Here is a 26,611-nt window from a genome sequence, read left to right as displayed (position 1 = left end):
TTGTTATGATTGATAGAGCTGGAGGAAACAGAGTTGTGGAATATCGATTGGTAATAGGGCTTTTACTTGTGTTTTTTGTAGCGCCCTTTTTATCCAAAGCACAGAAGAGCACTGACTTTGAAGCGGAATACATTTTTCCGTTGCAGGAGAAACATGTACACAGCAGTTCAGTTGTGGAATTGCCTAACGGCGATTTGCTTGCATGCTGGTTCGAAGGCTCGGGAGAGCGCACTGCCAACGATGTATTGATTAAAGGCGCCCGGTTAAAAAAAGGAACTGCTGACTGGAGCAACCCTTTTGTAATGGCCGATACTCCCGACAATCCTGATTGCAATCCGGTTCTTTTTTTAGATGCCCAAAACCGGTTGCATCTTACGTGGATTGTAGTAGTGGCAAACCGTTGGGAAACTTCGCTTTTGAAAACACGAATTTCAACAGATTATCTGAACGACGGGGCTCCTAAATGGGATTTGCAGGATATCATCCTGTTAAAACCGGGGAACGAATTTCCGGAAGCTTTGGAAAAAGGGTTTCGTGAAATGGGCTCCCGCGGCCTGACCTGGGCAGAGTATGCACCTCAGTACGAACGAATGATTGTGGAGGCAGGGAAGGATCCTGTAAAAAGGGAAGTTGGTTGGATGGGCCGCATTCAGCCCATTATTTTGCAAAATGGACGCATACTGATGCCACTTTATTCCGACGGATATAACGTTTCGCTGGTTGCCATTTCAGACGACGACGGGAACACATGGAAACCCAGCCTGCCAATTGTAGGCCGTGGAAATATTCAGCCTGCGCTTATTCAGAAAAAAGACGGTACAGTTGTCGCTTATATGCGCGATAACGGAGATGCTCCGCAGCGTGTTGTTTTCAGCAGCTCGGCCGACAATGGTTATACGTGGACTGCTTCAGTAAAAACAGACATTCCCAACCCCGGAGCCAGCGTGGAAGCAATTGCGCTGGAAAGTGGCGAGTGGCTGATGGTTAACAACGATTTGCATAACGGAAGGCACCGGTTAGCAGTTTCGCTGTCGGATGACGAAGGCGCTACCTGGAAGTGGAGCCGTTACCTGGAATATATTCCGAAAGGGAAAGGCGGTTTTTCATATCCTACTGCCATTCAGCCTGAAAACGGGCAGGTGCATGTAACATACTCCTGGCACACGCCCGAAGGAAATTCTATAAAACATGTGTCTTTTGCTCCAGAGTGGGTAAAGAGAGGCAACACTGCCGCAAACAATGCTGAAAAGCTGGGCTTTCCAAAGGGGAAAAAGGTTTTGCTGCTCCATATGGATGACCTGGGAATGTGCCGGGAAGCCAACGAGGCTGGCAAGTATTACATCGAAAACGATTATATTTTGTCCGGGGCCGTAATGATGCCGTGCGCAAATGCCAATGAGTTTGTGGAGTGGGCTAAAAAAACGCCCAAAGGAGATATCGGGGTTCACCTTACGCTTACCAGCGAATGGAAAAACTGGCGTTGGGCGCCACTTGCCGATGCCGAAAAAGTTCCGGGGTTGATGGATTCGGAAGGGAAAATGTGGCGCAGTGTTCAGGAAGTTGTTTTGAATGCTTCGCCGGAAGAGGTGGAACTTGAGGTGAGGGCGCAGATTGAAAAAATGCTTTCGCTTGGGTATAATCCTACTCACATCGACACGCACATGGGGACGCTTTACGGGTCGCCACAATTTCTGAAAGCGTTTTTAAAAGTTGCTGAAGAATATAAAATTCCGGCCAACGCCATTGATTTGTCCAATCCCAAAGTTGCTGCTTTTTATAGCGCGGCAGGTTATCCTGTAAACGAGGAGGTTATCAGTATTTTGGGGAATTATACTCTTCCCCGGCTCGATAATTTTGGAAGCGTACCAAAAGGAAAAACCTACGACGAGGTGAAAGCGAATTTTTTCCAATTGGTAAATAGCCTGGACAACGGGCTTACCGAAATTATTTTTCACCCGTCGGTAGAAACCGAAAATATGAAAACCATTACAGGTTCGTGGCAACAACGGGCTTGGGAAGCACAAATGTTTGCCGATGAAGAGGTTATTCGGTTTTTTAAAGACAATGGCATAATTATTACAACCTGGCGCGAAATAATGGAGCGTTTCAATAAAAAGTAAAAAGGCTTTTGTAAGTTTGAAATGCAAAGTTGCATGTTCTTAAGGATTTTTTTAGTTCTCCCGAATTGTAACCAAAAACGAATATTTCATGAAAAAGGGTCTGAAAATATTTGGCGGAATTTTGATTTTAGCACTTGTGGGCATTTCGTTCTGGTGTTCTTCAAATATGAAAGACAGGCATCCGGGATATAATGCCGACCTGAAAATCCTCAATAATTCTTCTTCGGAATTGAACGCGGGTTTTGCGGCGGTTGCAATAACTCCGGAAGTACCCGACCGCTGGGAGGACAAAAATAACGATGGCAAATACAAACCGAAAGATGGCGATTCGTTTACCGATGGCAACAACAACGGAAAGTTTGACCCGGTATGGATTGCCGGGTTTAGCAATAACAAACCTGCAAACGGTGTACACGACGATACCTGGGCACGGACAATGGTTATGGATGATGGAAAAACACGTGTTGCCATTGTTGTTCTCGATGTGATTGGTTTTATGCACGATGATGTGGTAGATGTAAGAAAAATGCTGCCCGCTGATTTGGGCCTGACCTATACTATTGTTGCCTCAACCCATACTCACGAAGGCCCAGATTTGATGGGAATGTGGGGGAAAAGCCCGCTTCGGAGCGGTGTTGCTCCCGAATACATGCAGTTTGTAAAAGAGCAGACCGTGAAATCTGTTGTAACGGCCGTTGAAAATCTTCGGCCCGCGCAACTGGAAATTTCGCAGGATTTAACCGGCGCTGCTTCACAGGTAAAAGATACCCGTAAACCGGAAGTGTTTGATTCCGGGCTGCGGTTTATCAAAGCAGTGGATAAAGAGAGCGGTGCAACACTTGGCAGTTTATTGTCGTGGGGAAACCATCCTGAAACGCTGTGGAGCGGGAACCTGTTGGTTTCTTCCGATTTCCCCCATTTTTTTAGGGAAGGTGTGGAGAAGGGAGTGTCTAACGGAGACAGCCTGGTTAAACAGGGTATTGGCGGAGTGGCTGTTTTTGCCAACGGTGCCGTGGGCGGTTTGATGTGTACGCACCGAAGCCACCCGATAACCGATCCGTTTACCGGAGAGGAGTTGTTGGAACCTTCTTTTGAAAAAGCTGCGGCACAGGGAAATCAGCTTTCGCTGCTGGCGCTGGATGCCATGGAAAAACCGGCTGAGGTTATCGAAACTGCGGGAATATCGCTGGTTGTGCGTACCCTGCAACTTCCCATAAAAAATAAGCTTTTTAAATTGGCCACTGCTATTGGAATTTTAAACCGTGGCACGTGGGGATGGATGAAAATGAGGACAGAACTGGCTGTTTTGAAAATTGGGCCGATCTCCCTGGTGACTATTCCCGGTGAAATTTATCCTGAAATTGTAAATGGAGGAGTAGAAGCGCCCGAGGGAAATGATTTCGGCATTGAACCGGTTGAAGTTCCTCCGGTAAGAGAAATGATGCCCGGTAAATACAAATTTGTAATTGGTTTGGCCAACGACGAAATTGGCTACATCGTTCCCAAAAGCCAGTGGGATGTAAAAGCGCCATTTACATACGGCAGAGACAGCTCTCCGTATGGCGAAGAAAATTCTCCGGGGCCGGAAACCGCACCGGTTTTACATTCGAATCTGATGGAGATGCTGAAAGAATTGGGCGAATAATTCAGGGGTGCTTTTGGAAAGAGCGTGTCCCAGGCTCCTTCGTCTTGATAATTGTGAATTTCGTGTCAGGGAGCCAGTTTGTTGCAGCAATAAAATGAGTTGACGAAAAAGGCGAATTTGTACAACAATAAATACTTACAAATGAGGTCTAAAATTTTCAAACGCATACTGAAAGGCCTGCTTCTGGTTTTTCTGCTTTTTTGTTTGGCGATGATTACTCCCCGTATTATCGGATTTCTTTTCCCGGAAAAACCTCCGGTAGGTTACCACTCTGAAATTTTATCTTACATGGCAGTTGGTGTCGGGCTTGAAAAACTGGCCGATCTCGAGCCTGAAATTCCGGAAAACGTCGAAGAGATAAAAGACGTTGAATACAAAAATGTAAACGGGAAAACGTTGCAGATGGATTTTTATCGCCCGAAAAATGTACACGAGCCATTGCCTTTGTTGGTATTTATTCATGGAGGCGGATGGAAAAGCGGCAAACGCTCAGACTATCTTGTGTATTTGGCGAGCTTTGCCCAAAAGGGATACATAACGGCAACTGTTTCGTATCGGTTGAAAAAAGACAGTATTTATCCGGCAGCAGTTGAGGATGTGACGGATGCTGTTGACTGGCTGTTTCGCAACGGTGAAAAATATGGTTATGATTCTGACCGGATTGCGTTGATTGGCGGTTCGGCCGGAGCACATTTGGCCATGTTGGCAGGTTACGGCTGGGGAGATGCTACCGGCTATAAAACGACCAACAGCGCCGGGCATCGGGTAAAAGCCGTGGTTGATATTTACGGGCCGGTTGATTTAACCACAGAGTATGGCAGAAATCAGTCGTTGGTTACCGGATTTATCGGGCACTCTTTTGAAGAAAAGCCGGAGTTGTACCGGGAAGCTTCGCCTGCTGTCTATCTGAAGAATTCAATCCCTCCAACCCTGATTTTACATGGAACTTCTGATAAGTTGGTTCCGATTAGCCAGTCGGACTCGTTAAAAAATCGTTTGGATAAACTGGGTGTCCCCTGCAAATACTATAGGGTGCCTTTGTGGCCACATTCCATGGATATTGCTCAACGCGTAAATGAGTTTGCGCAAGAAAAAATGGAAACTTTTTTTGAAGAATACCTGAAGTAATAGCAGTGTTATTTTAGGTTGAATTGTGAAGGTTTGCGACAAAATTGTCGCCGGAATATTCAACGGTTACCTAATTTTGACCGACAAATAAAATTGAATTTATGAATCGGATTGTAACCACTGCAATTCTCCTTTTGTTTTTGGGAGGTTGCGCAAAAAGCGATAAAGATATATTGGGAAGTTGGGTGGAACCAGTCCCCGGCCAGCCGGGTAATGTGCAGGGAATTCATTTCGAAGCCGACGGAACAGCATCTTCCATAAACATGAGGACGCTGCAATACAACAGCTGGAAAATGGATGAAGGGAAAATTATTCTGGACGGGCTGAGCATCGGAAATGGGCAGACCATTTCTTTTTCGGATACACTTTTCATTGCGAAAATGCAAAAGGATACCCTCGTTCTGCAAAGGGGAAATCATGCCTTTGTTTATACCCGGCCGGAAGAGGAAAATTAATCGGACTGATTTTTAATCATCTGCATCGCTTCCCGCACTAGTATTTCTCCGGTCATTTCGCCCAACGATGTTCTGCTGATGTAGCGGTATCGTTCAAAGCTGTTAAAATCTTCTTTGGTCAGAATGTATCCGAGCGCATCGTTGGTGAGGCCGAAAAGAAAAGGCTGTTCGGTGGCCATTTTCCGTTTCAGGAAGAACCCAATATTGGGAAGCGCTTCACCCGGAATAGTCAGCGCTTGAGCCGTTCCAATCGTTAACAGGTTCAGTTGTGCCGAAACCACATTGAATTCAGCATCGCGGGCGGATACTTTCAAGAGAGGTGAATTTTTAAATGCTGTTTTCATCTCATTTGATTCGATGGGAAACTCAACGGTTTTTGACAAGCATTTGAGTTCAGGATTATTTTGAACGGGAGCCGGTTCGATAATCCGCAGGGCTTCGTCGGCCAGCAGGTGCGCAATGCGGATACATTCGTCCCAGTTGTTGGCTTCCCTGCCGCCTTCCAAACGGTTATCTGCGGTTACCATTCCTCCTTGTGCGCTGTTCAGAAACAGGGCAATTCCACCTGCTTTCGATTCAATTCTGTCGTACAACGGGCCACATAAATCCGGGCTGATGAGTTTTTGTTTCGTTCCCAAAATTTCGGGATGAATGGCATAGTTTACCAGCGTTGCTATAACTTTTCCTTTCTCTTCTCCCGAAGTTGCTATGGCCTGAATTACGCCACACCGCGGGTCGTATAATTGAGGCGCGTAATAGTTGTAGGCAATTTTCCCGTTGGCTTTTCCTACAGCAGTTTTTATAGCCGCCGGTTCCAGTTTGCTGAATGCCTCGTTTATGGCGTCGGCAATCTGAATAACACACCAGTCGAGATAATCCAGGTCGGCTCCGGTATTCCCGTTTTCATCTGAAAAAGCGTAGGCATCTGGCGCGCTGTGGGTATGTGTAACACCAATAAGAATATTTTCAGGCGGAATGTGCGGAACAAGCTTTCGCGAACGCTCCCCTAAAACTGCCGGCCAGCCAAGGTTGTCGATACTAACTATGGCTGTGCGGGTTTCTTCGTTTTCAAGAACCAGTGCGCGCACAAACAAGTCGCCCTGTTTTCCGGTGGGGAGTTCCGGCGCTCCCATTCCTCCTGATATGGGAAGTAGTTCTTTGGGAGTAATTACCCGCATTGCTGCCCCCACTTTAAACGTTTGTGCATGCACTACCGAAAAGGGGAGAACGCAAAAGAGAAAAATCAAAATAGCTGTTGATTTCATTTTGTCGGATTCGTTTCGAGTATTTTTAATTCAAAATTGAAGAATAAACTGGTGTTTATTTGTTGGTATTGGTGATGTTATTCCCTGTGTTATTGAATCAAAAAAAGCAGGCAATTTTGCCTGCTTTTTCGATGTTGCTGTTTATTAATAAGGCTTGTTTGTACCCTGGAGTAACCATGTTTTTGACCATGCACTGTTGTTGGTCTGGTCGGTTCCTTTGTATGGTGTCGGTTCCAGTTTTGCAACAGCAGCTTCGGCATTTTCCCTGTTGGTGGAAAGGTCCTCATCAATTTTGTAGTAAAAGCGAAGTGGCAGTTTTTCTCTCCGTGCAGAAACTCCGGCTTTCAGGTCGGGTAGGCCTGTTCTGCGCCAGTCGAACCACGATTCGGCTGCTGCCGTCCAACTGGCAATCCATTTTTGCTGCATAATGCTTTCGAGTCCGTTGTAAGCAGCACCCTGGATATAACTGTCAAACTGGTTGCCTACTTCCCATGCATTAAGCGATTCTTTAATCCCATTGGCATAATAAGTTTCGGGGTTTCCCGAGACCCAGCTGTAAAGGGCTGCTTCGGCTAAAATGAAGTTTACTTCTGCTGCTGACAAAAGTCGCATCAGCAGCAACGAACCACTTGCCTCTTTGTACATTTCGCTGAGTTGTGATATGTGTGGATTATAAGCGGCTTGCTGAGTATAGTTTGGCGTTAAATTGTAGGCCTGAGCAGAAAATGTGGAGGGAGGAATTCCAACGTATTCCTGGTCATAATCCACATAAAGATCATCTTCTCCTTCCCATTTTTCCAAAAACTCCTCTTCTACATCTTTCGATATTTCGCGTTTGCCATCTACTATTCTGTCAACGCCGGTGCCGGGAACCAAAACCAGCGGAATTTCAACCTTTTCGGCCCAAACACCCAGGCGTGGATCTCCCAGTGCCTGCAATGCCTCCACTAATGTGGCACAGGGTTTTCTGCGCATATATTCTCCTTGCGGATTAATATCGTACACCATATTTATCGGCCACGACGTACCCGGTGAAGTTCCTAAATAAGCAATATTGGCTTCGTCTTCAGTTACGGTAATGAGCGGGTATTTTCCCGGGTCTCCGGCGATTTTGCTGATTCCTTCCTGAGCTACCGATGGCTCTTTCGCTTGCAACCTCATGTAATAGCGAAGCGCCAGCGAGTTCGCAAATTTTCTCCACTTGGCAGCGTCGCCTGCATACAACACATCCTGCGAGGTGATAACATTTGTGTACTCGCTATTGTCTTTCGACAGGAGTGTGTTGGCTTCTTCGAGGTAAGCAAGAATTCCGTGGTAAATATCCTGTTGCGAATTAAAAACCGGTTTGTAAAAATCCGGGCCACTTTCTGCTTTCAGCGCTTCAGTAAACGGAGCATCTCCCCAAAGGTCGGCAATCAGGCCAAAAGCATAAGCTTTCAATGTTAGTCCAACACCCTGATGAAATTCTAATTCTCCTTCTACTGCCTTATTATAGAACTCATCTGCATTTCGTAAAATGCCATAATAGCCGCTCCAGCTTTGTCCCGGATCATTCCAGTCGTAATCGTTGTGACCGCTCGACCATCCTGTTTTTTGAGTGTGTTGCATTACGCCGGCAATATCTCCAATGCCAAGGCTGACAATGGTTTGCCCTAAGTCGATAATGAGAGTAGGCATAAGCAGGTTAAGATCTGTTACCTCCGGATCCGGAGCGTTCGGATTGATATTCAGCTCATCCAGATCATGGCAGGCTCCAAACACCAGTAGCATACTTAGTGTAACCGCGATGAATTTTATATTAAACTTTTTCATTTGTTTAAATTTTATTCTTTTGATAATAACGGAATGATTGACTTAAAATGTAAAGTTGAGTTTGAACCCGATTGGAATTACCCATGGATTTACGTTAAATCGTTCAAGTCCTTGTAATAGTTTGCCGCTGTCAGGCTGGTAGGCCCGTTCCGGATCAATCCCGAAACCGGAATCTTTTGTCCAAAGAATGATGTTGCGACTATAGACGGAAACATTGATATCTTCTGAATACAGTTTTTGTACGATGCGGCGGGGAATTTTGTAGCTTAACGAGATTTCCCTGAGTTTAATGTAATCAGCATCGAACACATTGGCTTGCCCGATTGACCACGGATAACTTACCGAATAAGGCAGGAATACAGTTCCCGGGTTTCCGAGATTTTCGCGTTCCAGTATAAAGTTTCCGTTTTCATCGTAACTGCCTATAACACCCGGAACAAATGTTCCGTCGTATACTTTTGTGCCACTCCATTGTTCGGGGAATCCACCATACTCCGGGCTGGGGCCACCCACAGGATACAACCGCTCAGGATAGATCAATTTGTCGGCATTTGCCACTACCCAGTCCCGAAGCTCATCACTTGGTCCTGGATTATTAGGATCGTATACTCCCGGATAAACGAGATTCTCGAACCAGTGGTTTGTTGCCATGTCTTCTGTTAAGTAACGGTAGGTTTGCGAAACATATTGTCCGCCATTTCTCCAGTCGAATGTCATATTAAGCGAAAAGTTTTTCCACGAAAGTGTCGACTGCAGGCCCATAATGAAATTGGGGTTAACGTTCCCGATTTTGGAGTACGTAGGTGCAGCGTCCCACTCCGTATCGGTCGCTTCATCAGGAATTAACGGATACATGTAGTATTCGGAGTTTTTGTCGGTTACCCGATTTACTTTGCGCGAATAGAGGTTGCCAACAATACCGTCCGCTATTTCATCGTTGCCAAACTGGTCGGTGGCAACAAGCTGCCCTTTTGCGTACCCGATACTTCTGACACGTGCCTGATCCCAAAGAGTAACAAAGGGAATCCCATCAGCAAGTTCAATAATCCGGGTTACATTTTTGGTGAAGTTCAGGTTTAAGTCCAGCGACCAGTCGCGGTTTTTGACGGGTGTTCCTCCCAACATCAGCTCAACTCCCTTGCTTTGCACCAGTCCGGCGTTAATAATGGTTCCGCTAAATCCTGTTGATGTAGGCAGTGAAACATTAAAGATCATGTCTTTATTGTCTAACGTATAATAGGTTGCGTCTAATCTCAGACGGTTTCCAAAAAGCCTGGCTTCAATACCGTATTCCTGCGAAACCTGCATTTCAGGTTTCAGGTTTTTGTTGAGTAGCGAGCCGGGTTTGTTCAGGCGAATGGCATCGCCCCATTGCTCCGAGGTTCCATACGTTTGAAGTAAATTGTACGGCGACGTGTCGTTACCGGTTTGCGCAATACCTCCGCGAATTTTGAGTAAATTTACAGTGCTGCCCAAATCCATCAGTTCGTTAAGTAAAATACTCAGCGAAGCAGATGGGTAGAAATAAGACCGGTGGGCTGCGCGTAATGTACTCGACCAGTCGTTACGGGCTGTTATATCTAAATAGATGGTTTCCCGCCAACTGAGGTTGGCCATGCCGTATAAGCTGTTAACACCCAATTCATACCTGTAAGAACTGTAATCTAAATTTGCGGTAGGAATATTTTTGAGGGTGAAAAGGTTGGGAACAGTTAATCCCGAGCTATTTTTTGACGAGTTGCTCACGCTGGAGCCTTTGGCGTAGCGCGTGTTGCCTCCTACCGAAAAACTCCATGCGAAATTTTCTGAGTTGTCTTTGTATGTGAAAAGCCCGTCGATATTGCGCTCCAGACTGTTGCTGTTGCTTATACCGTAAGCTCCGTTGAAAGACTCGTCCGAATATCCCAGTCCGATTTTTGTTTCGCGAACCTGGTCTGTTTTATCCAGTGTCATTCTTCCCATCAGGCTGAATTTGGGAGATATTTCCCAGGTAGCCATTACGTTTCCAAACACCTGATAACGGTTAAAGCTGTTGTTTACGTCATTGGCAAGCATCCATGGGTTTTCACTGTCCGGAATTACTTTTTTAATGGTATTTCCCTGCCCGATGTCGTAATCGCGCAATTCATTAATATCGATGTAAGGCGGAGTGAAATAAGCCCATTGTAACGGGTTTGTACCACGGTTACCGGCCGGCCGGTTATTTGCAAAACTGTTTACAAAATTAATGGTGGTACTTACCGTGAGGTTCTTTTTTACTTTTGAAGAAGCCGATAACGACAAATTATTTCTGTTAAGGTCGGAGTTCGGAATCAAGCCCTGGTGGGTCATGTTGGTGTATCCCAGCCTGTAGTTAATTGCTTCTGAGGTGTTGGAAATTGCAACTCCGTTGGTTGTTGTGTACGCGTAATCGTTAAGAAAGTTTTTTACGTTATTCGGGTAAGAAACCAGTTCGGTTGGAACCTGAACTCCGTTGGCGTCCCGTGGAGAATTCCACTGCACGGCCCAATAACCTTTGTCTAGTTCGGGGCCGATTCCCGTTTGGTCAAGAATCGGGGGCAGGTATCCTCCTCCAACATCTTCCGGGCGGTAAGAAAAGTAACCGGTTGCAAATTGTTTTTGAACATTCAGAAACTGAGACGGAATGTCAAAAGTGGTATTTGATGTTACCGATACTTTCATCCCTGTGCCACTTGCCCTTTTTGTGGTAATAATGATAACGCCGTTTCCGGCACGCGAACCATAAAGTGCGGTAGCGCTGGGCCCTTTCAACACAGATACGCTTTCAATACTTTCCGGATCGAGGTCGGAGATGGAGTTCCCGTAATCTACCGGGTTGCCGGAGCCGAAACCGCCCACATTGTTTAGCCCGCTGGCCAGTGGCACGCCGTCAACTACGTACAAAGGCTGATTGTCGTTACTCAACGATTTTGCGCCGCGGATAATGATGCTTGTGGTGGATCCCGTTCCGCCTGTTTGGTTGATGGTTACCCCGGCGACTTTCCCCGACATGGAGTTCAAAAAGTTTTCCTGCGCCACGCGGGTAAATTCAGGTCCATCTACCTTTGCAACAGAGTAACCGAGTGATTTCTCTTCTCGTTTTATTCCCAGGGCAGTAACGACCACTTCTTCCAGTGCTTCAATGCTTTCCTGCATTGATACATTTATTACGCTTCTTCCCTGGATAGCCACTTCCTGTGTCTGGAACCCAACGAACGAGTAGGTCAGGGTTCCGTCTGCGGGTGCGTTAATGGTGTAGCTTCCGTCTGAATTGGTAATTGTTCCAAGAGAAGTTCCCTTTACGATAATGCTCAGGCCGGGCAAAGGAGTTTCGTCTGCCGCCGATGTAACAGTTCCTGATACTTTTATGGTTTGCTGGGCGTTAACATTTGCCGTAAACAAACCGGTAAGAATGATCGATAGCAATATAAAAGCGAAAATCCGCCCTATTGAATTTTTTAGCATAAGTTTCATATTCATGTCTATTAATTTAAACAGGTTGTTAATTAATTGCATCAAAACTAAGTACAAGGGCGTGGGTGTTTATGCCAACAGGCGCAGTTTCACCATCGCCGGCAGCCATGAACATAACCAATTGCATCTGGGTGTTGGTAATTTTGTTGACGATCACTTTTCGTTGAAAATCCCTGAACCCGACAAACTCAGTTGAATTAGGAAAATCGATGGTCATTACGTTGTTAAATGTCAACTGGCCACCAGCGCCGTAGACAGAGGATACTGTTAAGTTTTCATCTTCTGCAAAGGTGAAAGTGGCATTGCTTTCCGGAGTGTACTTTGCAATACACAAGCCGTAGTCTTTCCCGTTCATGTTTACAATTCCGGCTCCCCCTGTGCTTGCAATTTCAAATACAAGCCCGCCAAAAGAAGCGCCATCTTCTTTTACATCGTGCTGGTAACTGCCATCGTAATAAAATGTGAATTCATCTTCGTAAATATCGCCCATTTTGAACTGGGTACTAAATATTCCGTCGGGAAGCGGTTTGGGTGTCCCGCTCACTACAGACAGATTTGCATCGGCGTTGGCCAGGTAATCTCCGGCGCCGTTATGACTCGACGTGAGTTTCCACGTTTTTCCGGTGTATCCATCGGCGGTATGGTTGCCGGTTAGTAGCGCGTATGGAGGGAGCGAAATAGCCAAGTTTACTTCGCTGGAAGCAGTGTTTCCTGCGTTGTCTTTTGCTGTTAATGTGGCGATGTAATAGCCGCCTTCTTCATAAACATGTACCGGGTTTTGTTCGGTACTGGTATTTCCGTCGCCAAAATTCCATTCCCAGCTCACTGCGCTATGGGTGAGTGCGGTAAAAGCTACCTGTTTCCCCACAACGCTGTTGAATATTTCAGCCGAAAGCGGAAAGACAGGTCTTGTTTCGTCTTCTGAACAAGATGGAAAAAGAATGACCATGATGAACAGAAATCCGGATACGAGATAAAACAAACTTTTTTTCATAAAACAATAGATTAGAGTTACTTAAAATAATTCCAAATACATTTTGAAAAAAGGTAATTAAACGTTGTCGCTGTCAATAGCATTTGTTTTTTTGATTTTCAGAGTACTTCGGTATCATTGGCAACAAACATTCTGGTGCTTTCAGAGTACATGTCGCCGTTTGGGTCAGGGTAAAGAAGGTCGATGTAGAAAGCCCTGAATCCCGATTCGGGATAGTTTACGTGAACGATTATTTCATCAGACGGCTCTGTGTTTTGCGGGGCGCTCACAAATTCGTTGTCGCGGAAATCGCGGTCGTCAGAGTCTGCTGTCCACAAAACTATGCCGGAGAGCTTGTCTCCCGAGGCCTTTATTTTCAATACAATCTGCTCGCCGTCTTTTTCCATTGTCCATGAGCATGCCGGGTATTTCTTTTTTTGCAATGTTGTGGCAAAAAACGAACTGAGCGCTTGAATTGCCTGTTTTTTGTCACCAAGTCCATGGCCCGCATTTGGCACATAGTGGAGGTAGTTTTCTCCCGGAATTTCGTCGAGGTAGTGCTTAATTGCATCGGCAGGCCAGTATTCATCATTGGTTCCGTTGAAAATGAGTTTCGGCATAGTCAACTTTTTTCGGTACGAATACGGGTCGACCATGGTTGCGAGCTCTTGCCCGTCGGGTGTGTTTACATCCTGGGCAATGCCAAGGTTTACGTAATCCTGAATCTGGATGCTGTAACTTCCCCAGGCGTCCAGATGATAAGTAATACTTTTAGGCATGTTTAGCATATCAATAACCATTGGTGCAATTGCTTCAACGCGGGAGTCACTCGCTCCTGTCAGCCAGGTAGTCCAGCCCCGTTTTGATGCTCCTGAAACAACAAACCGGTTGATGTTATGGTTCAGTGTTTCCTTCGAAAAAGCCTGAACTGCATCCATTGATCGCACTGCGCTTTTTACCATCGGGAACAGCAGTGGCCAGGTGAAATCTTTGTCTTTTCTGTAATTGTGAAAAGTGTAAGAAATCAGTTCGTCTTCGGTCATATCTCCGTAAAGGGGCTGGTTGGGCACCTGAAAAACAATGGCGACCACTGCATTATTTCTTTCTGCAACCAATTTCAGCGCGCTGATGTTTCGGTCGTCCGGTTTTTTCCAGTTGGGCATTTCATCTTTATTGCTGCCTCCGGTAATAAAAAGCAGAGCCCCGTCGTATTTTACTTCGTTCGGAACAATAACAGCAACCTGGTGCCGCCAGGTGTATTCTCTCCATTGCTGTGAGGTAACCAGCAGGTTGTAGATTTTTACACCATCGGCCTCGTGGGAGTCTTTTTGTTCCCACGTAAAAGATTTGTCACTGTTTTCAATATACGATTCAAGGGCTGTTTCGGGTGTTACTTCTTTGGGCTGGGCGCACGAAAATAGCAGTGTGCCGATTAGTAATCCGAAAAAGGTGAGTTTTAGAGCTGTTTTCATCTGTTTAAAAAATTTAAGTTATCAAAGGCATTTAATGAAAGTTGCTTTGGTATTAATTATTAGGCTTTTATTTACCACGCTCGTTTCATTGATTTTTAAATTATGATTTGTTTTCTACAGAATTAAATCGAGACATTTTAGCCAGAATGCATTGTAGTGTTCCCAGTAGACAAAATTGCATCCCCAATGCGGCGCGGGGTCAGACATGTAGGCCAGAACTTTGCCTTTTTCGATTTCGCCGTAAACAAGTAGCGGATCGCCTGTTTCTTTTATCCTGAGAATGGTGTCAAATCCTTCCCGCTCTTTTGTTTGATTGTACCCCAAAATAGGAGGCATTTCATTCAGATTAATACTGCCGAAAGTTTGTTCCCGGTTTTTGTCGGCCACCGGGAAAAATCCTTCGGTACTCTCAACCAGGTCATCTGTCTCCAGGCACTCAACCGGAATGATTTCTTTTAACCTGGTGCGGCCCCATCCGCCTTTACCTATTTCTCCGGAGAAGGAGAGCCAGCCTCCCATAAACATTATGCTTTTGCCGCTTTTTACCCAGTCGTTGGTGAGCCGGCACCTGTCGGGCATGGTTAAAATACCTTTGCCCATTTTGTCGCGGTCGAAAAAATTGGGGGCCAGTTGAAAATTTTTCGCTTCGATGTCGCTAAAAACAACCACATCAAATTCTTCCAAAACCTTTTCGTATTCTCCCGGTCCCATTTTGTAAAAATCCCATGCAGGAACCGATTTTACGTAGTGCTCGTTCGACGACTGAAATGCTTTCATCAGCCATTCGCCGTAGTTAAAAATGTCAATCCCTTTGTATTCGTAATTAAAAGGAGATTCAGCAAACACAGGCCCCATTAACACTGCCCAATCGCCAACATAATAGATTTTTGCCATAACTTTTAAATATAAATTTAGGACGAATTTCTGATTGTTTTTATGTTTTTGGATTCAATAAATGTGCTTCCTTTTGGTTTTGGGAACCGGATATAAAGTGCATAAAAATATGGGTAGAATACTTTCATAGCCTTTTAGTTAGTATTCAAATTTAGCCATAAAGGGAAAGCCTGTCTTAAAGAAAATTGGTAAATATTTATGGAATTTTGACTTTGTTCCGAGGGGTCTGTTTCTTTTCTCTCTGTTTTAGGTTAAAAAGTGACAATTTTGTCAATGTCAATTTCAGGCATGTGTTCTAAATCCTGCATGGCATTAATGAGCCCGGCTTTTTTGTATTTGTGCAAATCGGCGACTGCAACCGGGCATTCGAAAATTTTTTGTTCGCAGAGCAGCCTTTCCCGCTGGGTTCCCCGAAGTAACGGGGTGTTGGGAGTCCACCAGCGCAGCCCGTCAAAGAAAATTACGTTGGCAATTGAACTGTCGGTAATGTAACCGTTTTTAACAATGAGTATGTCGTCGCAGTTTTCCCGTTGTTCAAAGAGCGCGGTTAACCGGGAGCGGTCGGTATTTTTAAACCGATAGTCAATTTGGTTGTCGGTAACCAGTTTCAGGCTTTTTACCTTCCGGTATTGATGAGGGATAAATTCTACTTTTTCCAGCGTTTCGCCATACACAACGCGGCATCGGAACAGGCCGGTTTTATTTTCCCCGGAAATTTTAATTGACGCTTCGAGGTTGATTTCATTGTTAGAATGGAACAGTGTTTTTCGGGCCAGGTTTAAACGTGCCTGATGGTAGGAGATGTTCGCTAATCTGCCGTTGTTGCAATTTATGGTTTCAACCAATTGGTACATAAACTTTTTCTTTTATCTCTTCATATTCACTTTCGGCCTGGCTCAAAAATGTAATCCCGCCTCCGCTTTTGTAAACCAGCTGTCCGTTTTGGTTTTCAATAAAACGAATGAGCACGCAACTGTCCATGTTTTTTCCGTCGAAAACCCCAAATACACCGGTGTAAAATCCTCTGTTGTAGTTTTCTGTTTCCCGAATAATTTCGATGGTCTTTTTCTTGGGCGCTCCCGAAATTGATCCTGCAGGCAGCAACGCAAAAAGGATGTCGCCTATTTTCTGCTGGTAGTTTTTTGGTAAATCGCCGGTGATTTGTGAACTCACCTGCCACAAATCTTTGTTGTTGGTGTGAATGCGATCGAAGTACCTGAATTTTTTCACCTCCACGTTTTCTGCAACAATGCTCAAGTCGTTTCTGATTAAGTCCACAATTGTATTGTGTTCTGCCAGTTCCTTCGAGTCGGCAAGAATGAGCTCTTTAGCATTTGCGTCGTCTGCATCAATGGTTCCTTTCATGGGAAACGAACTGATTTGTCCGTTTTCAATTTTTACGAAAGTTTCCGGCGAAAAACAAACAAAACGGTTTTTTAGTAATATTTTATAAGGAGCATTGCTCATTTTAAAGATTTCGTCCAACGAGAGGTTGGTTTCCACCGGAGTTGGTTGTGTGTAGTTCAGCAAATATGTGTCGCCGTTATAAATGTGTCGTTCTACCACATCAAATCCTTTTTTGTATTTGCTGAAAGAAACCGGAAAAGTTTTCCAGTGTTTCAATTGGGGGTTTGTTGTCGTCACTTGAACGTGACTGCTTTTGGGAATCTCCCATTGCAGCTCTTCTTTGGGGCAATCGATTGGAAACAGCATGGGGTTTTCCATCAGGAAATCAACCAGAAAAACAAATGGCTCGCCTTTGCTGCCAAGGCGGTTCATTTCCCGTTTTATATTTTCTATTTTGTTCATGATGCCGCGCAAAATTAAGAAAAATTGAATGCCGGTGTTTCATGTACGCTTGTTTCTCCTGCAAGTTTGGGCATCCGCTATTGGTGAAAAAAAACAATTTCATATCCCGGACAATATTTCTATTTTTGACTTAAAATTGAACTCAAATGGACATAGGGAAGAACATTGCCGATATTAAAGATAATTTACCCGCTGAAGTGAAACTGGTTGCTGTATCCAAAACAAAATCTCCGGAGATAATTATGGAAGCATACAACGCCGGACAACGGGTTTTTGGCGAGAATAAAGCTCAGGAGCTTAGCCGTAAATACGAAACGCTTCCGAAAGATATTGAGTGGCATTTTATCGGGCACCTTCAAACCAATAAAGTCAAATACATTGCTCCTTTTGTGAGCATGATCCATGGAATTGATTCGTTTAAAATACTAAAGGCCGTGAACAAAGAGGCGCAAAAAAATAACCGTATCATCCCTTGTTTACTGCAATTTCATATTGCGCAGGAATCGACAAAATTCGGGCTTTCGGAGGAAGAGGCTCACGAGATACTGGATTCTGAAGAATTTAAATCTTTGAAGAATATTTCCATTGCAGGAGTTATGGGAATGGCTACTTTTACCGAGGATGAAAATCAGGTGCGAAATGAGTTCCGTTTCCTGAAAAAAATCTTTGAAAAACTGAAAAAAGAGTGTTTCCCGAGGAGAAAAGGATTTAAAGAAATTTCAATGGGAATGTCTGACGATTACCTGATTGCCGTGGAAGAGGGGAGTACCATGGTGCGTGTTGGCAGTAAAATTTTTGGCGCGCGCTAATGCTTTCATTTATAGAGAAACAAAAAACAATTTCGAATAACTTTTAAACTGATTTAGATGGCAAATTTAGAAACAACATATTTGGGGTTGAAGCTTAAAAATCCCCTAGTGGCAGCGAGTTCCGGAATTACCAGTTCGGTAGAAAAAATTAAGAAACTGGAGCAGGCCGGAATTGGCGCTGTGGTTTTAAAATCTGTTTTTGAAGAACAGATTAACAACGAAGTTACCAGCATGCTTTTGCAGGACTCGCATAATGCCGGGTACCCCGAAGCGGAAGATTACATTCGGCACTACCTGCGCGACAATACCGTGGTTAAACACATTAAGCTGATTGAGGAAGTTAAAAAGTCAGTGAATATTCCGGTAATTGCAAGTGTGAATTGCGTTTCGGCCAGCGAGTGGACTACTTTTGCAAAAGATTTTGAAGAAGCTGGTGCTGACGCGTTGGAACTGAATATTTTTTACCTGCCGGTTGACAAACACGAAGAGGCGGGTGCCGTTGAACAACTTTATCTTAATGTGCTTGAAAAAGTGAGAAAAGAAGTTTCAATTCCGGTGTCGGTAAAAATCGGATTGTACCACAGCAATATCGTCGGAATGGTTGACAAACTTAAAGCCGGCGGAGCCAAAGGCGTAGTTATGTTTAACCGGTTTTACGAACCCGACATTGATTTGGAAAAGCTGGAACTCACATCTTCCGAAGTTTTCAGTTCTCCGGAGGAAATTAGGCACACCTTGCGCTGGGTGGGATTGGTTGCTTCCGAAGTGCCGGACATCGATATTGCTGCATCAACCGGTATTCACGACGGGCAGTCTGTGATAAAACAAATTCTTGCCGGCGCAAAAGTTGCCCAGCTCTGCTCTACTTTGTACAAAAACGGAAACGAAGTGCTTCCTTCCATGATTGCTGAAATGGAAACTTTTATGAAAAAGTGGAATTTCAAACGCCTCGAAGATTTTAGAGGCAGACTGTCGTATAAAAGTATTCCTGATCCGATGGTTTATGAGCGTTCGCAGTTTATGAAATATTTCTCCAGCAGGGGAAAATAGAATGCCAAATCATGCTGAAGAAGCAGTTTCTTCTTCTTTTTTGTAGTTTGTTCCTGCTTTCTTCCGTTGCAGTATCTCAGGGAAGTTCAACCGTTTATCGTATCGATAATTCGGCCGCAGATACTGTGTTTTATTGCAACGGGCCCGTTTTAGTTTCGCCTCACATTATTATCGAAAATATTCAGGTGAAGAATGCGTCAGACGGAATAAAAATATCAATAGCAAACTACAAAAAGGGAGAAGATTCTCTTTTTTGCCAGGGAAGCAGCCTTGGTTCGCATTGGGATAATAATTACGGAAATCTGGAAATTAAAGGTGTCGGCGATGCAGCGGTTTACGAACAGGTAATCAGGCAGGTTTATTACCAGAACCTGTCGGAAGAATCCGACCGCGAACCCCGCTCTTTTTCGTTTACGCTTCTCGATGCCGATTATCTTCCACATACGCAGCATTTTTACAGATACATCAAAAAAAGAGGCATCTCCTGGACAGCGGCAAGAGACTCTGCGGCAAAAATGGATTATTACGGGCTTCAGGGATATCTGGCCACAATAACTTCTTCTGTTGAAAATGATTTTATCTGGAGTAAAATTGATGGAGTAGGCTGGATTGGCGCAAATGATGCCGAAAAGGAAGGTACCTGGAAATGGGTGACCGGCCCTGAAACCGGCACTATTTTTTGGCAGGGAAATCAAAATGGCTCTCCGGTAAACGGGAATTACTCGTTCTGGAATACCGGCGAGCCGAATAATGTTCAGAAAGCGTGGGGCGAGGACGAAGATTACGCCCATATAAATGCCAATCCCGAGAGTATTCCGAAGTCGTGGAACGATTTGCCCAACGAGGGCGACAAGAACAATCCTGGCGGATACTACTACCCGGAAGGTTTTATTGTAGAATTTGGCGGCATGCAGGGAGATCCCGTAGTGCAGCTTTCGGCCACGGCAACGGTTGCCTGGAAACAACAACCGCAAATGCAGCTGATAAATTTTGACTCGCTGGTTTGCGGAGACCTGAAACAGAAACTGAACCTGAAATTCGATCAAGACGTTTCGCTGTTTGTGCGGCCGCTGCAAAATAATTCTTCGGTGGAAAATGAAACGTCGCTTACACCTGTTATTAAAGCAAACGATTTTGGAGAATATGCTTTTGAACTTGCTTATACTAATTTGTACAACTGCACCTGGTTCGACACAATTACAACAAGATTTCAGCACCAGCCAACTGCCGATTTTTTTAGCGATGAAGATAAATGCAAAGGGTACAACCTCAGGTTGAATTTTACCGGTGCCAAATCCGGTGCCGCTGAGTTTTACTGGTATTCTAACGACACCGTTTTTGCAAGCGGCACTGATTTAACGTCAGTCGAAATTCCTTTGGGATATGGCCAGCGGAACCGGATCGTCGGTCTGAAGATTAACGAAAATGGTTGTGTGGCTGAACATTTTGAGCCGGTCTCTGTAACTCCGAAAATGGATTTCAAGGTGGCGCAAAATGCCGAAGGATGCACGCCGTTGAATGTGCTGTTCGAGAATGTGGATAAAGAAATTATAAAAAGCTACATGTGGGACTTTGGCGACGGTAACCAGTCCACAGAGAAAGATCCCGCGCATGAGTATGTAAACCCGGGAACTACAGATATGTATTTTGATGTGAGTCTGACGGTGGTTTCAGAAGAGGGATGTGAAAATTTTGGTACGCTGTACGACACCGTTCGTGTCCACCCGATTCCTTCCATCGATTTGGATTTCGATGCAGCTATTTGTTATGCTGAAAATGCGGAGATCAACTACGTTGGTTCAGCGTCGCAAAGCGATACTTTTGTTTGGGATTTAACCGATTTTGGGAATAATGAAATTACAGAACATCCCGGAAATACATCAGGGCCATTGAAAATACAGCTTTTAACGCGACCGGTTGCCGAGGTCGGGTTGCAGGTGGTTTCTGAGTTCGGGTGCGAAACCGATACGCTTTTCAGAACATTCAAACGGAAGCCGTATTTTAATGTTGAGCCCGATACAATTGGAGGATGCCCGCCGTTGAATGCTGAAATTCAGTTAACAACAACAGATTTTACTGACGCGGTGGATTATTACTGGGATTTGGGTGACGGGCAAACAGAAACCGGGAATTCCGTTTCGCGAACTTATACCGAACCGGCACAAAACATAGATGTTTCGGTGGTGGCAGTTTCGTCATTTACCAGTTGCCGAGATACACTGCTATTGCCGGGTAAAGTTTTTGTATATCCTGTTCCTGAAGCAGCTTTTGCGGCCAATCCTCCCGGTGTGTTAATCAGCAATCCGGTTATTCAGTTCGAAAATCAAAGCGGGGGCGCAACAATTTACGACTGGGATTTTGGTGATGACAGTTACAGCACTGCAACGCAGCCACTGCATAAATTTGAAAACATGGGTGTTTTCAATGTCCGGCTTTTGGCGGTTAATGATTTTGGTTGTGAGGACTCTACTGTATCAACGGTTTCAGTGGCTTTCGACCATGTTTTTCCGCCAACTGCATTTTCGCCCAATGCAGGTAACGAAGAAGATCGGGAGTTTCGTATTTACTCCGAAGGAATGGTTAACGATGGTTATAAGTTGTTAATTTTTAACCGCTGGGGCGAAACAATTTTTGAGTCTAACAGTCAGGAAACAGGCTGGGACGGCAAAATGAAAAATGGTCGGAATGCGCCGGCAGGAGTGTATTCCTGGGTGATTCAGTACTTCGATTTTTTGGGAAGTAAACATAATCAGCAGGGAACAGTAACCTTATTTTTCTGATATATCAACCCAAACAAAAAAACGTTGAATACGTATTAAAGGGTGTTATGAATACTGGGTTAAGATATAGGAATGAATATGAAAACTACCCGCCCTACAAAGTCTATTTCCAAAAGCGTGTTAGTTGCCATGTAATTCAGGATAATTTTGTGGTTCCGTGGCAATTGGAAGACGATAAAAAAGGAAAAGAAAAAAGCAGGTGGTTTTTTGAAAGAGACTGAAGCAAATATCAGGCTTCAGCAAAATTAGATCATCGGAATAAGCAATTTATCGCGAGGTGGAATTTCTTGCTTCTGTCCCAGATATAAAACCAGCGATATTTCGTGTGACCCGTAACTGTAATTCGACATTTTAGACAGCGTAAGATCGAAACTGTAACCAATCTGAAATTTTTCTTTGGCAAATCCTGCCAACGCAATTATTGCATCGGGCCTGATGTCGATGTTATTTCGATACCATCCTCCGAAAAGGAACGATTTTTCAATCATATAAATTCCCAGGTTTAGCTGCTTAAAATTCCCCTGTTGCTGGTAAAGAATGTTTGGCGACAATGTGAACACCCGCGAAAGCAATCCGTGGTGCAACCTGCGTAACCGCGCACCTGCATGAACCGTTGCTTTAATGGGAATTTCACCTTTTTGGTCTCCTCTGATGATTGATTCGTTTGGCCGGGTAAGATGATGAGCCGCTGCTCCCCAGAAAAATTCACCGTGCTGGCCCATAGCGCCAACCGCAAAATCGGGGTACAGTTTATTCCCGTCGGAGTAGCCGGCCGCAACATATTCCGAGATTTCCCCGCTTAGCTGGTCAATGCCTGACGGAAAAACAAGGTTGTGGATGTTAAACTGTTTTAACGTAAATCCGCCCTGGAGTCCGAGTGTCATAAAACTTTCAAACCCCAGTTTTAAATGATGAGAGTATAGAACTGAAGCCGACTGGCTGTTTATCACGTTGTTCAACTCCTGGTCGCGCATGGCCTGAAACCCCAACCCGGCATTGGAATTTTTTATTCCTTTATCATAAGAAACGGAATAAGTGATGAATGTGGCTCCCTTTTGTGGCCATTGGTTACGGTAGTTCAGTCCCAGGCGTGGAAGCTCTGTGGTGCCGGCAAATGCAGGATTCAGGTACAGAGGATTGGCGTAAAATTGCGAAAAGCCGGGATCCTGAGCCCAAATAGTTCCGGAAAGAAAAACAAGCAGAAGAAAGTATAACCCAAAACGCATTCAACCCAGTTTAAATGAAGTATAAAGAAAGCAAATTAAAATGACCTGGGAGGTGGTGCCCACGGGTTTTTATCGTTGATTTGTATATAAGGGATGATAAGTCCCAGAGCGGCTTCTCCAAAAAAAGCGGCTTTCTTGTGCGGCACAGAGTATGTGGTTCCCGCAGAAAGGTGCAGCCTCAGATTATTGAGCTTCCAGCTATACGCACCGCCAATGCCATGGCTGTTCCACATAAAGTCGTTCTGAGCAAAAATGCCCAACTGATGATCGACCCTTTCGAGACGAAGGCCTACCCGCGACATGAAAACATTTTCAGAAAAAATTACTACTGCTTCAGGGCTGGCTTTTACCGGCTGCGAAATAAGGCCATTGCGTTTGCCCCTCTTTTTTTTTGCAGCATGAAAAACCACAGACAACGGAAACCGGCTCAGTTCGTCGGGTTCTTCTCCCAACTCCTGATAAAAAGAATATGTTGCAGCAGCTCCGATTTCAACTGCCGGTGAGTTCCACAGCAGTCCCACCCCGGGCTGTACCGCAGCAAATCTCAAAAACTCTTCGCCTGGAGGGCTTTGGTGCTCAAAGCTTTTGTCGATGGTGCGGTCGATGAGGTGTACAAACCATTGCTTGGTGGCTGTGTGCAGATTGAGACTAAACGAGGGAATAAACTGCCTGCGTTTTGCCAGATCGAACGGTTTAGTGAATGCAAAGCCTGCACCTGTAATGTTGGTGTTTTGTTTGCCGATTAGCCCCTGGTGAAATCGGAGTGAAACACCTCCCTGCATTTTTTCAGACCACGTATCGTAGGTTAAGGAAAAGTTATTGTTCAGGTTTTTTTCGGGCCGGGCGTTAAATAATAGGGAACTCGAAATGTGTGTGTCTCGGTTAAATCCTGCGTACGATGGGTTTATTAGGAGTTTGTTGGAGAACGAGATCAACCCGTGTTCGACCTGAGATTTGGCAGTTAAGCCAATCCAAAGGAAAAATACGATCCCTGCTATTTTTAGTCCGTGGTTCAAAATTGATATTCAATGAGAATATTAACGAACGAAGGTCAGAATTTCGTGCAGCAGGTATCTTTTTTGTTCGTCGGCATCGTTTAGTGCGCCGTGTATTTTATTTGTCGCAACGTCAATAATTTCCTGCTCTGGGTAGCTTTTCATGTTTTCAATTACAGTAAAAGCTTCAAAGCTGGTTTCCCACTCTTCGGTAATCACAAGGTCAACAAAAACAGGAAGATAATCCATGAAGTTGAGGCCGTTTTCCCAGCAGGCAGTTGTCAGCTTTTTCCGGATTGGAAGGTACTTGGGATTCTGCAACGCCTCTGCAATAACCGGCACAGCGTTTTTCATTTTCAGGTTGTAAAGAATAAAAATAATTTCGTCCTCAACGGCTGCCTCTGGATTCGAGTTCAGCAGGTCGAAAAGCAGCGGTAGATATGCGCTGTTGCCTTTGTCTTTTAACGCGTTCAGCGCCGAAAGCACAGTTGACGTATTTGTCGAAAATAAATCGGTCTGAAGTTTTTTATTCGGCTTTTTGTTTTCCATATTGTCGTATCTTTTATGCTGCAAAATTAATCATTTTTCAGGGGGATTTTAAAATAGTGGTATAAAACCCATTTTGGTCTTATTTGGTTACCTTTGCGACCCATGAGAAATATTGAAGAACTGAGAGATGCGAATATCGGTCGGCTAATGTTTAAGTACTTTGTGCCGGCGTTTGTGGGTGTGTTTGTAAACGCACTTTACAATATCGTGGATCGCATTTTCATCGGGCAGGGAGTGGGGGCCGAAGCATTGTCGGGTATTTCCGTGGTTTTTCCGGTAATGCTAATTATGATGGGATTTGGAATGCTTATCGGAATCGGCTCGGGAGTTTATGTATCCATAAACATGGGGCGAAAGGATATGAAACGTGCCGAAGAAACCCTGGGCACCGGCTTTGCCCTGATGCTGGTGGTTTCAGTAATAATAATGGTGGTTACTTTTGTGCTGAAGAAGCCCATTTTGAGGTCGTTCGGATCAACCCAGGAAACATTTCAGTACGCAAACGATTATCTGGATATTATTATCGCCGGGGTAATTTTTCAGGTGGTAGGATTTTCAATGAATAATATCATCAGGTCTGAAGGCAATGCGCACGTTGCCATGATGTCGATGATTCTGAGTGCAGGTACCAACATTGTTCTTGACCCCATTTTTATTTTTTGGCTCGACATGGGCGTTAAAGGAGCCGCCTATGCAACAGTAATTAGCATGTTTGTGCTGATGGTTTGGGTAGTAGCCCACTTTTTGGGAAAACGTTCGGTGATTAAACTCAAAAAAGAAAACATCCGTATAAACCGTGGAATTCTGTTTGAAATTGTAGCCATTGGCATGGCGCCTTTTTCTATGCAGATTGCCAACAGTTTTGTGCAGGGGTTACTCAATAAAAAGTTGATTGTATTTGGCGGCGACCTCGCCGTTGGTGCAATGGGAATAATTAATTCTGTGGTGTCGCTGGTAATTATGGCCATTGTGGCTTTAAATATGGCATCGCAACCCATTATTGGGTTTAACTATGGCGCAAAATCAACTCCTCGGGTAAAAGAGGCTTTGCGAATTTCTCTGATTGTTGCGACGTTAATTGCCGTGGGGGCATATGCTTTAATTGAAGCTATTCCGGGGGCACTGGTTCGGTTGTTCAACAGCGACAGCCAGGAGTTGTACGACATTTCGGTACACGGGCTTCGGCTGGTTATTCTGGCGCTTCCCATTGTGGGGTTTCAGGTTGTTGCATCTCACTTTTTTCAGGCAATTGGAAAAGCAAAAATTTCCATGTTTGCAACGCTTTTTCGTCAGGTAATCGGACTTATTCCACTACTGATAATCCTTCCGAATTTTTGGGGAATTACCGGAATTTGGATTGCCTATCCCATTGCTGATACAATGGCTGCAATTGCAGTATCGTTTTTTCTTGTGCGTGAATGGAGAAAACTTCCCGAGCTGGCCGGATAAGAATCCGACAAAACGTGTTTGTTTTTTTTTCGACTTCTGAAAAAGTTTATTAGTCCAGTTGCAAAGATTCCATAATCACTATCCGAAGGAAATTCTGAATTAGCCTGTGGTTGTAATACTCGGGATGAAACTGACAGGAATAAAGTGGTTTGGTTCCGTGTTTCATCAATTGGTTGTGGCAGGTTTTTGATGTGGCCAGCAACTCGAAATTCGGCGGCAGCGAAATCGAATCGTGGTGCATTTGTTTTACCGTGAATTTTTGCGGAAGCCCTAAAAACAACGGATCGTCTTGAAGAACTTCAACCACAAAATCACCTGACTCCGGCTCTTCGCTTCGAAGTAGTTTTGCGCCAAATAGGTAACCTGTAATATGGTGGCCTGCACAAATGCCGAGTACCGGTTTTTCAACTGTTCTCAGCCACTGAAACCAAGGCAGGTGGTGCTGTACAATGTCGTTTCCCTGTGGCGAACCAGATAAAATTATTCCGTCAAAGCCATCAAAATAAAAACCGGAGCAATCGGAGTATTCAATGGTTTCAAAAGTAAAACCTGCATTAGAGACAATGTTTTCTATCGGCCGGGTAAATTCATTAATGCCTTTTTCTGCGCTGTTTACTATTAATATATGAATGCTTTTCTCTGATTTCATACCGTAAAACTAACCTTTTTTTGTTGAGCTGTATTTCGTTGTAAATGATTTTCTATC

Annotated in this window: 21 protein-coding genes; 9 read left to right on the top strand and 12 right to left on the bottom strand. The window is 44.5% G+C overall.

The window, feature by feature from the left end; translation table 11 throughout:
- The first annotated feature begins 5 nt into the window (after positions 1 to 5).
- From BUB08_RS09200 to BUB08_RS09185, 4 genes are all read left to right on the top strand, one after another.
- The gene (locus BUB08_RS09200; protein ID WP_073001074.1) at positions 6 to 2,120 is read left to right on the top strand and encodes an exo-alpha-sialidase; all 2,115 of its coding nucleotides are present in this window, start codon (positions 6 to 8) and stop codon (positions 2,118 to 2,120) included.
- 88 nt (positions 2,121 to 2,208) lie between these two features.
- Positions 2,209 to 3,765 (top strand): neutral/alkaline non-lysosomal ceramidase N-terminal domain-containing protein, encoded by a 1,557-nt coding sequence (locus BUB08_RS09195; protein WP_073001072.1) that lies wholly within the window; start codon positions 2,209 to 2,211, stop codon positions 3,763 to 3,765.
- A 141-nt stretch (positions 3,766 to 3,906) separates the two neighbouring features.
- Entirely contained in the window at positions 3,907 to 4,893 is a 987-nt protein-coding gene (locus BUB08_RS09190) for an alpha/beta hydrolase (RefSeq protein WP_083570673.1), read from the top strand.
- Between the two features lie 101 nt (positions 4,894 to 4,994).
- Positions 4,995 to 5,348 carry a lipocalin-like domain-containing protein gene (locus tag BUB08_RS09185; protein WP_073001070.1) on the top strand — a complete coding sequence of 118 codons (354 nt, stop codon included), beginning with the start codon at positions 4,995 to 4,997 and terminating at the stop codon, positions 5,346 to 5,348.
- Here the strand turns inward: BUB08_RS09185 and BUB08_RS09180 are convergent.
- From BUB08_RS09180 to BUB08_RS09145, 8 genes are all read right to left on the bottom strand, one after another.
- The gene (locus tag BUB08_RS09180; protein ID WP_073001068.1) at positions 5,345 to 6,613 is read right to left on the bottom strand and encodes a hypothetical protein; all 1,269 of its coding nucleotides are present in this window, start codon (positions 6,611 to 6,613) and stop codon (positions 5,345 to 5,347) included. The two genes, BUB08_RS09185 and BUB08_RS09180, sit on opposite strands and share 4 nt — an antisense overlap.
- Before the next feature lie 144 nt (positions 6,614 to 6,757).
- The gene (locus BUB08_RS09175; RefSeq protein WP_073001067.1) at positions 6,758 to 8,425 is read right to left on the bottom strand and encodes a SusD/RagB family nutrient-binding outer membrane lipoprotein; all 1,668 of its coding nucleotides are present in this window, start codon (positions 8,423 to 8,425) and stop codon (positions 6,758 to 6,760) included.
- A gap of 42 nt (positions 8,426 to 8,467) precedes the next feature.
- The gene (locus tag BUB08_RS09170) at positions 8,468 to 11,905 is read right to left on the bottom strand and encodes a SusC/RagA family TonB-linked outer membrane protein (protein ID WP_073001651.1); all 3,438 of its coding nucleotides are present in this window, start codon (positions 11,903 to 11,905) and stop codon (positions 8,468 to 8,470) included.
- 22 nt (positions 11,906 to 11,927) lie between these two features.
- Positions 11,928 to 12,893, bottom strand: a complete 966-nt coding sequence (locus BUB08_RS20680; protein ID WP_073001065.1) for a PKD domain-containing protein — start codon at positions 12,891 to 12,893, stop codon at positions 11,928 to 11,930.
- Positions 12,894 to 12,991: 98 nt separating this feature from the next.
- A complete protein-coding gene (locus BUB08_RS09160; RefSeq protein ID WP_073001063.1) occupies positions 12,992 to 14,344 on the bottom strand; it encodes a PhoPQ-activated pathogenicity-related family protein in 1,353 nt (450 codons plus the stop codon).
- 114 nt (positions 14,345 to 14,458) lie between these two features.
- Positions 14,459 to 15,238 (bottom strand): glutamine amidotransferase, encoded by a 780-nt coding sequence (locus BUB08_RS09155; protein WP_073001062.1) that lies wholly within the window; start codon positions 15,236 to 15,238, stop codon positions 14,459 to 14,461.
- A 251-nt stretch (positions 15,239 to 15,489) separates the two neighbouring features.
- On the bottom strand, positions 15,490 to 16,092 hold the full coding sequence (locus BUB08_RS09150; protein WP_073001060.1) for an aminotransferase class IV family protein: 603 nt from the start codon (positions 16,090 to 16,092) through the stop codon (positions 15,490 to 15,492).
- Entirely contained in the window at positions 16,076 to 17,047 is a 972-nt protein-coding gene (locus BUB08_RS09145; RefSeq protein WP_073001058.1) for an aminodeoxychorismate synthase component I, read from the bottom strand. Before BUB08_RS09145 ends, BUB08_RS09150 begins: the two co-directional genes overlap by 17 nt.
- A 146-nt stretch (positions 17,048 to 17,193) precedes the next feature.
- Here BUB08_RS09145 and BUB08_RS09140 point away from each other — a divergent pair, with 146 nt between their 5' ends.
- The 4 genes from BUB08_RS09140 to BUB08_RS20340 are packed head-to-tail and all read left to right on the top strand — an operon-like array spanning position 17,194 to position 21,907.
- The gene (locus BUB08_RS09140; protein ID WP_073001056.1) at positions 17,194 to 17,856 is read left to right on the top strand and encodes a YggS family pyridoxal phosphate-dependent enzyme; all 663 of its coding nucleotides are present in this window, start codon (positions 17,194 to 17,196) and stop codon (positions 17,854 to 17,856) included.
- 57 nt (positions 17,857 to 17,913) lie between these two features.
- On the top strand, positions 17,914 to 18,906 hold the full coding sequence (locus tag BUB08_RS09135) for a dihydroorotate dehydrogenase-like protein (protein ID WP_073001055.1): 993 nt from the start codon (positions 17,914 to 17,916) through the stop codon (positions 18,904 to 18,906).
- 11 nt (positions 18,907 to 18,917) lie between these two features.
- Complete coding sequence (locus BUB08_RS09130; RefSeq protein WP_073001053.1) at positions 18,918 to 21,686, top strand: PKD domain-containing protein; 2,769 nt, start codon at positions 18,918 to 18,920, stop codon at positions 21,684 to 21,686.
- Between the two features lie 47 nt (positions 21,687 to 21,733).
- Positions 21,734 to 21,907: a hypothetical protein gene (locus tag BUB08_RS20340; RefSeq protein ID WP_175549981.1), complete on the top strand. Its 174-nt coding sequence runs from the start codon at positions 21,734 to 21,736 to the stop codon at positions 21,905 to 21,907.
- Positions 21,908 to 21,931: 24 nt separating this feature from the next.
- On the opposite strand, the gene BUB08_RS09125 is transcribed toward BUB08_RS20340, so the two are convergent.
- Genes BUB08_RS09125 through BUB08_RS09115 form a run of 3 tightly spaced genes read right to left on the bottom strand, consistent with a single transcriptional unit; the run spans position 21,932 to position 24,456 of the window.
- Positions 21,932 to 22,912, bottom strand: coding sequence for a PorP/SprF family type IX secretion system membrane protein (locus tag BUB08_RS09125; RefSeq protein ID WP_073001051.1), 981 nt, complete (start codon positions 22,910 to 22,912; stop codon positions 21,932 to 21,934).
- Between the two features lie 35 nt (positions 22,913 to 22,947).
- Complete coding sequence (locus BUB08_RS09120) at positions 22,948 to 23,928, bottom strand: PorP/SprF family type IX secretion system membrane protein (protein ID WP_073001049.1); 981 nt, start codon at positions 23,926 to 23,928, stop codon at positions 22,948 to 22,950.
- Positions 23,929 to 23,949: 21 nt separating this feature from the next.
- Positions 23,950 to 24,456 (bottom strand): HEAT repeat domain-containing protein, encoded by a 507-nt coding sequence (locus BUB08_RS09115; RefSeq protein ID WP_073001047.1) that lies wholly within the window; start codon positions 24,454 to 24,456, stop codon positions 23,950 to 23,952.
- A 102-nt stretch (positions 24,457 to 24,558) separates the two neighbouring features.
- On the opposite strand from BUB08_RS09115, the gene BUB08_RS09110 reads away from it, so the two are divergent.
- Positions 24,559 to 25,905, top strand: a complete 1,347-nt coding sequence (locus tag BUB08_RS09110) for an MATE family efflux transporter (RefSeq protein WP_073001045.1) — start codon at positions 24,559 to 24,561, stop codon at positions 25,903 to 25,905.
- 49 nt (positions 25,906 to 25,954) lie between these two features.
- Here BUB08_RS09110 and BUB08_RS09105 read toward each other — a convergent pair whose 3' ends face one another.
- On the bottom strand, positions 25,955 to 26,554 hold the full coding sequence (locus BUB08_RS09105) for a type 1 glutamine amidotransferase (RefSeq protein ID WP_073001043.1): 600 nt from the start codon (positions 26,552 to 26,554) through the stop codon (positions 25,955 to 25,957).
- Between the last annotated feature and the right edge of the window lie 57 nt (positions 26,555 to 26,611).

Origin of the sequence: Mariniphaga anaerophila (assembly GCF_900129025.1) — a bacterium.
Lineage (GTDB): Bacteria > Bacteroidota > Bacteroidia > Bacteroidales > Prolixibacteraceae > Mariniphaga > Mariniphaga anaerophila.
The sequence above is the reverse complement of the archived record's forward strand: the minus strand, read 5'-3'. Positions and strand labels throughout refer to the sequence as shown.